This is a genomic window from Rhizobium leguminosarum bv. viciae USDA 2370, assembly GCF_002008365.1.
GTDB lineage: Bacteria > Pseudomonadota > Alphaproteobacteria > Rhizobiales > Rhizobiaceae > Rhizobium > Rhizobium leguminosarum.
Genome location: NZ_MRDL01000025.1, coordinates 374,177 through 385,134 on the forward strand (window position 1 = coordinate 374,177; position 10,958 = coordinate 385,134).

A 10,958-nucleotide genomic window follows, 5' to 3' on the forward strand; every position below is an offset into this window, starting at 1 on the left:
ACTGCATTATCACAGTGCATTTATATCACAGTCCTGCCGCATTTTTGCCGCGTGTGGCAAAGATGCGTCGAATGACGACGAAAAACGACGGCACGAAGAAAATTCCGAGCATCGTCGCCGCCAGCATGCCGCCGAGAACGCCGATACCAATGGCATTCTGTGCCGCCGAGCCCGCGCCTGTCGCGATCGCCAGCGGCACGACGCCGAGAATGAAGGCAAGCGAAGTCATGATGATCGGCCGCAGGCGTAATCTCGCTGCTTCCAATGTCGCCTCGTAGAGCCCCATGCCGCTTTCCATACGATCCTTGGCGAATTCGACGATCAGGATCGCGTTCTTCGCCGCCAGCCCGATAGTGGTGAGCAGGCCGACCTTGAAATAGACGTCGTTCGCCTGGCCGAAGAGGGTTGCCGCCGTCAGCGCCCCGAGAATACCGACGGGCACCGCCATGATCACCGAGAAGGGGATCGACCAGCTTTCGTAAAGCGCAGCCAGGCAGAGGAAAACGACGAGAACCGAGATCGCATAGAGCATCGGTGCCTGCGAACCGGAAAGGCGCTCCTGATAGGATATGCCCTGCCAGGCGACCGTATAACCGCCGCCGAGCTCATTGGTCAGGGCTTCCATTTCATTCATCGCATCGCCGGAGGAAACTCCGGGAGCGGACGCGCCGTCGAGCGGAATGGCGCTGACGGCATTGAAGCGGGCAAGCGAGGGCGCGCCCTTCACCCACTCCGTGCGGGTAAAGGCGGAGAAGGGCACCATTTCGCCGTCATTGTTGCGGGCGTACCAGTGGTTGAGGTCGCTCGGCTGCATGCGGAAGGGCGCATCGCCCTCGACGTAGACCGGCTTGATCTCGCCATTCAGCGTGAAGTCGTTGACGTCGCGGCCGGTGAAGATGATTGACAGCATCGAATTGACCGAGGCGATGTCGACGCCCATGGCGCCGATCTTCTCCTGATCGAGCACGATGCGCATCTGCGGCTCGACTTCCTTGTTGCTGCTGCGCAGCGCCACGATCTTGCCCGACGTGTTGCCCATCTGGATCAGCCGCTTGGAGGCTGCCGTCAGGGCGTCGTTGCCGTGGCCGCCGGTATCGACGAGATACATCGAGAAGCCGCTCGACACGCCAAGCCCCTGGATCGCCGGCGGCAGCAGCGCGAAGACCTGCGCCTCGCGGATCGTAAAGAAGCTGCGCAACGCACGGTTGACGACCGATTGGGCGCTCAGCGTCGGATCGGTGCGCTGTGCGAAATCCTTCAGTTTGGTGAAGACGATGGCGCTGTTCTGGCCGGAACCGCTGAAGCCGAAGCCGAGCGCGCCGAAGACGGAATCGACGGCGTCCTTCTCGCTTTCACGATAATATTTCTCGACCTTCTCGACGATCGCCTGGGTCTGCTGCGTGGTCGAACCCGGCGGCGTGGTAACGATGGTCAGCAGCACGCCCTGGTCTTCCTGCGGCAGGAAGGAGCTCGGCAGGCGGGTGAAGAGATAAGCGCAGCCGGCGCCGACCAGAAGGAAGACCAGCATCACACGGATCGGCCGCTTCAGCAGATAGCCGATGGCGCTGATATAGCCGTTGGTCGAGCGCGTGAAGTTGCGGTTGAACCAGTCGCCGACACGGTGCTTCCTGTGTTCGCCGACCGGCTTCAGCATCGTGGCGCAAAGTGCGGGCGTCAGCACGAGGGCGACGAGCGCCGACAGCAGCATGGCCGAGACGATGGTGATCGAGAACTGGCGATAGATGATGCCGGTCGAACCACCGAAGAAGGCCATCGGAATGAAGACGGCAGTCAGGACGAGCGCAATGCCGACAATGGCGCCGGTGATCTCGCCCATCGATTTTTCCGTTGCCTCGAGCGGCGAGAGCTTTTCTTCGGACATGATGCGTTCGACGTTTTCGACGACGACGATGGCGTCGTCGACGAGAAGACCGATCGCCAGCACCATGGCGAACATCGTCAAGGTATTGATCGAGTAACCGGTGACCGCCAGCACCCCGAAGGTGCCGAGCAGCACCACGGGAACGGCAATCGTCGGGATCAGCGTCGCACGGAGATTCTGCAGGAAGACGAGCAGCACCACGAAGACGAGCACGATCGCCTCGATCAGCGTGTGCACGACCTTCTCGATCGACAGTTCCACGAAGGGCGTGGTGTCGTAGGGATAGGTGATCTCCACACCTGCCGGCAGGCCGCGGCCGATAACCTCCAGGGCGGAGCGCACGCGAGCAGCGGTATCGATTGCGTTGGCGCCGATCGCAAGGTTGACGGCAAAACCGGTCGATGGCTGGCCGTTGTACCGCGAACTACCGCCGTAGCTTTCCTGACCGATCTCGATGCGCGAGACGTCGCTCAGGCGCACCGTCGCGCCGTCCTTTTCGACCTTCAGGATGATGTGCTCGAAATCGGCGACGGTGGTCAGCTGGCTTTGAGCGGTGATGGTGACGTTGATCTGCTGGCCGGGGATCGTCGGCTGGGCGCCGAGCGAGCCAACGGAGACCTGGGTGTTCTGCGCCTGGATGGCTGACGTCACGTCGCTCGGCGTCAACTGGTATTTCAGCAGCTTGAACGGATCGAGCCAGACGCGCATGGCGTATCCCGAACCGAAGACATTGATGCTGCCGACGCCTTCCAGGCGCTGGATCTGATCCTCGATCGAGGTCGACATGATGTTGCCGAGGTCGACGGAGTTGCGTTTGCCGTCGGTCGAAACAAGCGAGCCGACGAGAAGGATGCTCGAGGTCGAGCGGGTGACGCTGATGCCGGCATCGATGACGTCGCTTGGGAGCTGCGACTGAACCAGTTGCAGCTTGTTCTGCACCTGCACCTGGGCGATATCGGGGTCGGCGCTCGTCCCGAAGGTGAGCTGGATGCTGGCCGAACCGGTCGATGAGGTCGAGGTCATATAAGTGAGATCGTCGAGGCCGGTCATGCCATCCTCGATGATCGTCGTCACCGATTTCTCGACAGTCTCGGCGCTGGCGCCGCGATAGGTGGCGTTGATGCGAACCGTCGTCGGGGCGATGTCGGGATATTGCGAGATCGACAGCGTGAAGATCGCCAGCAGGCCGGCGAGCATGATGGTGATCGCAATGACCCAGGCGAAAATTGGACGTCGGATGAAAAACTTGGCCATCGGTTGTTCCTGTGCGACGAGACGGTGACGATGCGGGGCTGCAGCGATTACTTCGCTGCAGGCTTCTGTGCGTCACCGGCCGCGGGCTGCTCGGCAGGCACGACCACGCCGTTGTCATTGATCTTCATCGGGACCGGCTTCACCGGCATGCCGGAGGTGATCGATTGCAGGCCACTGACGATCAACTGATCGCCGTCCTTGATGCCTTCGGTCACGAGCCAGGAATTGTTGGAAGGCGAGCTGTTCTCGAAGGCGCGGGTTTCGACCTTGCCGTCGGCGGAAACGAACTGTGCCGTCAGCCGGCCGTTGGCGTCACGGCTTGTCGCCAGCTGCGGGAGCGCATAACCGGCCTCGGCGCCAAGCTCGACGGTTGCGCGGACATACATGCCGGGCAGGACAATACGGTCGGGATTGGGAAAGAGCACGCGGATGATGAAGGTACCGGTGGTCTCGCTGACCACCTGCTTCGACATGTCGAGTTTGCCCTGCTGGTTGTATTCCTTGCCGTTTTCCAGGATCAGGTGGAAGACGACATTGGCTTCGCCCTTGATGTCCCCGGCGGCCATCGCATCACGCAGCTTCAAGAGGTTGGTGCTCGATTCCGTCAGCGAGATGTAGATCGGATCGAGCTGGCGGATCGTGGTCAGCGCCGTCGTCTGGTTGGCAGAGACGACGTTGCCGACATTAACGGCCGTCTGGTCGATGATGCCATCGAAAGGGGCGACGATCCTGGTGTGGTCGAGGTCGATCTGTGCCGCGGAAAGCGCGGCCTTCGCCGACTCGACTTCGGCCTTGGCCTGGAGCAGAGTCGTCTTGGCTGTTTCGAATTCGATCTGGGTGGCGCCGCTGCCGACGAGGCGCTGATAACGGTCGAGATTGCTTTCAGCGCTCGGCACGCTGGCTTGCGCCTTGGAGATAGCCGCCTTGGCCTGCTCGACGATGGCGATATAGGGTGCATCCTCGATCTGGTAGAGAAGGTCGCCCTTCTTGATTTCGCCGCCTTCCTTGAAGGCGATCTCACGGATGAGGCCGCTGACCTGCGGCCGGATATCGGCTGTCTGAAATGTCTCGGCGCGGCCGGGCAGGATCGTGGTGATTGGGAACGTGCCCTTCGTCAGCGCAATCACGCCGACGGGGGCAGCCGGCTGTGCCGCGCCTGCGCCCGCATTGCCGGCCGGCTTGGAGCCATTGTCGCTGCAGGCGGCGAGAAGGGCTGCGAATGCCAGGGCCGAGGAGATGAGGAGGGCACGCCGTATCATGCTGAATTCCTGTGCGGTGGCAATCGCCGTTCAATCTACGAGCTCGGGCCTGCGGGCTCGGCTTGACCAAGCGCAGGCTTATATAAGCGTCAGGATTGAGTTCGCTCCAAATGCCGTTATCCGAATTTAAGAAAAGCTTTACGAAGTGACGTAATTCAGCAATCATCACTTAGCAAGCGCTATTTTGCAGTGCGGCATCGACGAAACACACGATTTTTTCGGCGCGGCGCACGAGCGTCTCCTTGTCGTCGCGGGCGATCAGTACAGGGTGCAGCACGCAGGCCAGGACGTCTGCGACGGTATGTGCCGCACTCCCGGCATCGCGGCAATGATAACGTCCCTCCGCCATGCCTTCGTGGATGATCTCGCCGAGCTTCGCTTCGATGCGGGCGCGATAGCGATTGCCGGCCTCGAGTTTGGCTTCAATCGTCGAGAGTACCATTTCGAAGATATAAGGGTTCTTCTGGATGTCCTGCAGGTGGCTCTCCAGCAGGCGCAGGATGAAGCGGAGCAGTTGTTCCCTCGGCGGCAGGTTCCCATCAAAGGCTGCGAAGCGCTCGGCAGCATCGTCGAGATGGCGTCCGGCGATCGCATCGACGAGCGCGACCTTGGAACGGAAATGCTTGAAGACATTGGCGGGCGACATGTGGAGCGCGCCGGCGATGTCGGCGATCGACACAGCAACGAAGCCGCGCTCGCGAAACAGCATCTCCGCCATGGAGAGAATGTCCTCTCGCGTTTCCTCGGCCTTGCGTCTTGGCCTTCTTGTCATCTGTTCCCCGCCGGGCCGAGCCCGATACCCCTTTTTGCCAATGCTAGCGCATAAGCCCGAAAATCGGAATCGATTTTCGGAAAGGATTATACGCCGATTCAAAGTGATAGAGCGTCCTTAGCGCGTCCTTTCGGGCGCGCGGCGCTCTAGCGCTATTGGACGAAATGCTGCAAGCCGATGATCGGCCCGGCGGCTTTCGTGTGCCGCGATTTCAAGGGAAATAGCGGGCGAGGTTGGTTCGGACACGGGCAAGCGGCGTCTCGCCGCTATTGTCGGGAACGAAGCGCTCACCGGTGATCGCCTCGTAGGCTTTGATGTAGACGGTCGAGGTCTGCTCGATCAGTTCGGCGGGGATTTCCGGGATCTCGTCCTTATAGGGATCGCAACGCTCCGCCACCCAGGCGCGGACGAAATCCTTGTCGAAACTTTCCGGGCGTTTTCCAGCGGCAAAGCTTGCCGGATAGCTTTCGGCAAGCCAGTAGCGACTGCTGTCCGGCGTATGGATCTCGTCGGCGAGGATAATGTTGCCGTCACCGTCGGTGCCGAACTCGTATTTGGTATCGACCAGGATCAGCCCGTTTTTCGCCGCCATCTCCTGGCCGCGAGCAAAGAGGGCGAGCGCATATGTCGACAGCGTCTGCCATTGCTCTTTCGTCAGAAGGCCACGCGTGACGATTTCGGCCGGCGTCAGCGGTTCATCGTGGCCGCCGTCGAATTCCTTGCTGGTCGGCGTGATGACAGGTTCGGGCAGGATCTGGTTGTCGCGCATGCCATCGGGCAGACGCATGCCGTACATCTCGCGCTCGCCCTTTTTATAAAGCGTCAGGATCGAGGTGCCGGTGGTGCCGGCGAGATAACCGCGCACGACGATCTCGACCGGCAGGATGTCGAGCCGCTTGCCGATGACCACATTCGGATCGGGATAGTCGAGAACGTGGTTCGGGCAGATGTCCTTCGTCGCCTCGAACCAGTAGCGCGCCGTCTGCGTCAGTACCTCGCCTTTATAGGGGATGCAGGTGAGAATGCGGTCGAAAGCGCTCAGCCGGTCGGTGCTGATAATGATGCGGCGTCCGTCCGGAAGATCGTAATTCTCGCGCACCTTGCCGCGATAATAGTTCGGCAATTCCGGGAAATGGGCTTCGGAGAGAATTCGCACGGCGCTCGACTGTCCTTAATTATTGGGTGAAGACTTCCTGCTCTAGTTTCATTGCTGGGGAAGTCAAGCCGATCGGGTAATGCATCACAGCCAGAACAGAGCGGTAAGAAGCAGGGCGAGGCCGTAACTTGTGACGGCAAGCGGCCAGCCGGCGCGCAGGAAATCGCCGAAGCGGTAGCCGCCGATGCCCATTGCCAGTGTGTTGTTGTGATGGCCGAAGGGCGTCAGGAAATCGAGGGAGGCGCCGGCGGCGACCGCGATCAGATAGGCGTCCGGCGCATGCCGGCCGGCTCTTGCGAATTCCAGAGCGATCGGGGTCAGGACGATCGCGACCGTCGCGTTGTTGACGAAAGGCGTCAATGCCATGGCGAGGAAGAGGATGAGGGCGATGCCGATGAGCGGATGGGTGATCGGCACGACGAGGCTGAGCCAGCTGGCGATGGTTTCGGCCGCTCCGGTGCTCGCCACCGCCTGGCCGATGGGGATCATCGCCGCGAGCATGATGATGATCGGCCAATTGAGATCGGCCATCGCCCGACGGATGTTCAGATGATTGAGCAGCGCGAGCACGAGTACGACGCCGGCAAAAGCGACGTCGGGACGCAGGCCGGCCGCAGAGGCGGCGACGCCACAGGCAAAGAGCGCGAAGGGCCGCCAGGAAAGGAGCGCCGGTTCGGCCGGTGCTGTCGAGGCGAGTGGGCACTCGCTTTCCTCCAACGCTTCTGAAATCGCCGGGCGCGGCCCCTCCAGTGTCAATATATCGCCGATCGACAATTGCAGGTCGAGGAAGCGGCCCTCGATGCGTGGCGCGCGCATGGAAAGGGCGGTGACCGCGATGCCGCGACGGTGGAAGATTTCGAGCGAGCGGACGCGCGAACCGACCAACGTGCTTTCCGGCATGACGACGGCTTCGACATGGGTGAAATCCGGCTGCAGGCCATGCGGATGGGCATCGGCCATCAGCGCCTGCGTGGCGGCAAGGTCGGCAAAGACCGCATCGGCGCCCTCGGCAAGCAGCACGTCGCCCGGTTCGATCACCGACTGGTCGAGCGGACCGAAGACGAAATTATCGCCGCGGATCAGCGCGTGCGGCTTGATGCCGAAACGCACCGGGCAATCGGAAAGCCGCACGCCGATCAGTGGCGAGATATCAGGGATGTAACGCTCGACGACGACGCGGCGCGCGGCCGGGGAGGTCGTCACCGGTGTTTCGTCGGGTTCCGGAAACAGGCGCTGCACGCGAAAGGCGATGAGCAGAATTCCGGCGATGGCGACCGGCAGGCCGTTATAGGCGAAATCGAAGAAGCGAAAGCCGGCTCCGGTCGCCTTGGCGAGCCCATCGCTGACCAGCAGGTTGGCCGGGGTGCCGATCAGCGAAACGAGACCGCCGAGCAGGGCTGCGAACGAGACCGGCATGGCGAGCTGGCGGCGGGGGATTTTCAGGGCCGCGCCGAGGCGTAGCGCCACCGGCAAGGTGATCGCAAAGGCGCCGATATTGTTCATGAAGATGGACATGAAGCCGGCGAGTGCGGAAGTGCCGGCGATGACGGTGAAGTCGGAGGGTCTTGTGGCCGCGAAACGGGCGGCGAGACTGTCGAAGAGCCTGGCGCGCGCGAGCACCTGGACGATCAGCAGGATCTCGACGACGGTGATGACGACGGGACTGGCGAAGCCCGTGAAGATCTGGTCGGCGGGATAAAGGCCGAGCGCATAGCCGGCAAGCAGGCCGGCGATCGAGACCACCTCGATGCGGATGCGATCGAGCGAGAAGAGAGTGAGCATCGCCAGCAGAAGGATCAGCAGGGATGCTTGCTCGAACATGGGCGGGTCCGTTGTTTCATCGATCAGGCGGACTGTAATCGTTCCTCATGCGCTGTACAGTGGCGCCTTCAGGTCAGGATTGAACAATCCTCACATCTCGCGTCAGGCTGGTGGTGCCTGCCACCGGCCGGCGGCATTCCGCTCCAGAATGGGCGTTGCGAAGACGCTGACGGTACGCGCGATCCATTGTGGCCCGACGGCTGCGAGGCTGTCGCGCCACCGCTCCGATTGCAGCATGGCCGCACCGATGGCGACGGGTTCGATACCACAGGCCATCAGCAGATGCAGGCCGGCAACGATCGAGGCACCGCTGGAAATGACGTCATCGATGAGTGCGACGCGCCGTCCCTGAAGCAGCGGCAACATGCGTGGATCGATATAGAGGCGTTTCTGCTGTGTCGGCGTGGTGATCGAAGACAGGGCAACGGAGAGTTCGTCGCGATACCAGAATTTGCGTGAGGTGCCGAGCGGAACATAGCGGTCATGGCCGAGCTTCTGCGCCACGGCGGCGGCCAGCGTCAGGCCGAGCGTCGGCAGGCCGGCGACGACATCGATGCGCATGGACCTGATCTTTTCGGCGAGGCTTTCGGCGAGCGTATCGAGGACGAGGAAGCTCGCCTGGTTGACGATTAGCGAGGCGAGGGCGTGATTGCCATCCGCCAGCTCACGGATCGGCAGGCGAAGCTGACGGCCATCTTCGAGCGCGGCGACATAGAAAGAGGTGAATTCGCCATCGCCGGCAAAGGTGCCGGGCGGGTGGATCTCCTGCCAGAAATCGTGCGGCGTCATCTCCGTCACAGCAGTCAATTGCGTCTCGTCCTTTCCAAGCCGGTTCTCCGGCGTAGTGCCTGCAATTCCGGTTCGGTCAGCGCACGCACGGCGCCTTTCGGCAGTTCGCCGAGTTCAAGCCGGCCAATTGCGACGCGCACGAGGCGCAGGCATTCGGTTCCCAGCGCCTCCAGCATGCGGCGGATCTGGCGGTTGCGGCCTTCGTCGAGCTCGACCTCGATCCATGAATTCCTGTCGCCCTGGCGCAGGCGCCGCGCGGCGGTCGCCGTCAGCAACTCGCCGTCGTGGCGGATGCCCGATGTCATGGCGGCAATGTCCTCGTCGTCCATGATGCGGTCGATCTGGACATGATAGGTCTTCGTCACATGCGTGACCGGATCGAGCAGGATCTGGGCGAATTCGGTGTCGTTGGTGAAAAGCAGCAGGCCCTCGCTCGCTTTGTCGAGCCGGCCGACGGGAGAGAGATGCGGGATGTCGAAATCCCTGAGGCAATCATAGACCGTCGGCCTGCCTTCTGGATCGTGGCGGGTGGTGACGAGACCGCGGGGCTTGTTGAGCATCAGATAGATTTTCGCTTCGGCAGCGATGGCGAGGCCATCGATACTGATCCTTGCCGTGGCAAGATCGACCCATGCGGAGGTATCGCTGACGGTGCGGCCGTCGACCGCAACGCGATTTTCGGCAATCAGACGTTCGGCCTGCGTGCGGGAGCAATAACCGAGCTTAGACAGGGCGCGGGGAAGGGTAACCCGCTTAGCCGCGGCGTTATCGGCGGGCTTTGTCCGCTCACGCGTCTTGTGCGGTGGGCGCCGCTCCCTCATCTGCCATCCTTGTCCTGCTTTTGGTGCCGCTTTCTTGCATGAACGGCGCAAGGATGCCAGCAAGGCAAATTAAAAATGAGGAGGAATAACAGGCGTCGCAAAAGAGGCTCAGCGCTTTGGGGTAAAGCGCCGTCACGGCTTTATAGGGTGGCGCTGCCTCAGCGGCAGGCCATGAAGCCGGCCAGTTCCTTACGGCTGACGACGATACCGGCGGCGGCCTTGACCGGGTCCGGATGTGTGTAGGACAGACTAGGCATTTCCGGCAAATCGAGTGCCTGGCGCATATTCATGATGCCGACCGCATAGCGGCCATTGGCGCTGTCGACGCTGACTTCGATTATGCAGTTGGCTCGCTTGTTTTCCATGGTAGTCCTCCCTTCGTTTTTTATGTTCCCATAGCTCACATTAAAAATTGGTTTTTGTAAGACATAAGCATTTACGCACCCTGCCGAAAAACGTTCGGCGGGTGCGTAAAAGACTAGTTTATGGGTCGGTATAACGTGTTCAGCGCCACCATTGGCGAGGCTGGGGCTGTGGGCTGCCGGAAAGCAGGTATCCGGCGAGGAATCCGATGGCGCCTGCAAGCACCAGCGCAGTGGTCGTTGCGGCCGGATGCTCCCGGGCGGCGTCGGCGGCAGCGACGCCTTCGGCCCTGATCTGGGCGACAGCATTCTTTGCCCGAGGCAGGGCTTCATCATAAGCCTTGCCGGCGCGGCCGCGCACTTCGTAATAGGCTTCGGCGCCCTGAGCGGAAATCATCTTCTGCAGGCGCGAGACTTCCTGCTGGAGTGCGGCAATGTCCTTGCTGACAGATGCTCTGATATCATCGGTATTGGCAGCCATGTTGGTCTCCTTCCTTCAATGGGAAAGACAACACCCAACTCGGTGATAGGTTCCGAAATCTCAGCCGCTGATGTGTGTCGGAAATTTAAAGCTCGCCGGTTGGCGCTACTTTAATCCTCTGTTAACCATAAATCCGCGCAAGATCCTGTTTTTTCGCTATCTTTCGGTAGTTGAGAGCGATTTTCCGATGGATTTTTGACCAGTCGGTAAAGGAATTTTCGAGAATCCGCTCCGAAAACGCGTCCTGTGGATAATATCCATCAACAAAACACCAGCTGAATCAACCTGTTACAAAAATGTCAAAAAACTTTTGTTTGGTGTGTTGACTGTTTGGGAGGGTTAGTTCTATAAGCCCACTCAC

Annotated in this window: 9 protein-coding genes; all 9 read right to left on the reverse strand. The window is 61.0% G+C overall.

Features of this window, described 5'->3' with window-relative positions; genetic code table 11:
* Window positions 1–25: 25 nt before the first annotated feature.
* Complete coding sequence (locus tag BS629_RS12770) at window positions 26–3,136, reverse strand: efflux RND transporter permease subunit (protein WP_018243398.1); 3,111 nt, start codon at window positions 3,134–3,136, stop codon at window positions 26–28.
* 47 nt (window positions 3,137–3,183) lie between these two features.
* On the reverse strand, window positions 3,184–4,395 hold the full coding sequence (locus tag BS629_RS12775; RefSeq protein ID WP_018243397.1) for an efflux RND transporter periplasmic adaptor subunit: 1,212 nt from the start codon (window positions 4,393–4,395) through the stop codon (window positions 3,184–3,186).
* 169 nt (window positions 4,396–4,564) lie between these two features.
* Window positions 4,565–5,167 carry a TetR/AcrR family transcriptional regulator gene (locus tag BS629_RS12780; RefSeq protein ID WP_018243395.1) on the reverse strand — a complete coding sequence of 201 codons (603 nt, stop codon included), beginning with the start codon at window positions 5,165–5,167 and terminating at the stop codon, window positions 4,565–4,567.
* 211 nt (window positions 5,168–5,378) lie between these two features.
* Complete coding sequence (locus BS629_RS12785) at window positions 5,379–6,323, reverse strand: phosphoribosylaminoimidazolesuccinocarboxamide synthase (protein ID WP_018243394.1); 945 nt, start codon at window positions 6,321–6,323, stop codon at window positions 5,379–5,381.
* Window positions 6,324–6,407: 84 nt separating this feature from the next.
* Window positions 6,408–8,144, reverse strand: a complete 1,737-nt coding sequence (locus tag BS629_RS12790) for an SLC13 family permease (protein ID WP_077988262.1) — start codon at window positions 8,142–8,144, stop codon at window positions 6,408–6,410.
* A gap of 102 nt (window positions 8,145–8,246) precedes the next feature.
* The gene (locus BS629_RS12795; RefSeq protein WP_018243392.1) at window positions 8,247–8,933 is read right to left on the reverse strand and encodes a phosphoribosyltransferase; all 687 of its coding nucleotides are present in this window, start codon (window positions 8,931–8,933) and stop codon (window positions 8,247–8,249) included.
* 14 nt (window positions 8,934–8,947) lie between these two features.
* Complete coding sequence (locus tag BS629_RS12800; RefSeq protein WP_018243391.1) at window positions 8,948–9,754, reverse strand: pseudouridine synthase; 807 nt, start codon at window positions 9,752–9,754, stop codon at window positions 8,948–8,950.
* A gap of 158 nt (window positions 9,755–9,912) precedes the next feature.
* Entirely contained in the window at window positions 9,913–10,119 is a 207-nt protein-coding gene (locus BS629_RS12805; protein WP_003542611.1) for a hypothetical protein, read from the reverse strand.
* 139 nt (window positions 10,120–10,258) lie between these two features.
* On the reverse strand, window positions 10,259–10,597 hold the full coding sequence (locus tag BS629_RS12810; protein WP_018243390.1) for a hypothetical protein: 339 nt from the start codon (window positions 10,595–10,597) through the stop codon (window positions 10,259–10,261).
* Between the last annotated feature and the right edge of the window lie 361 nt (window positions 10,598–10,958).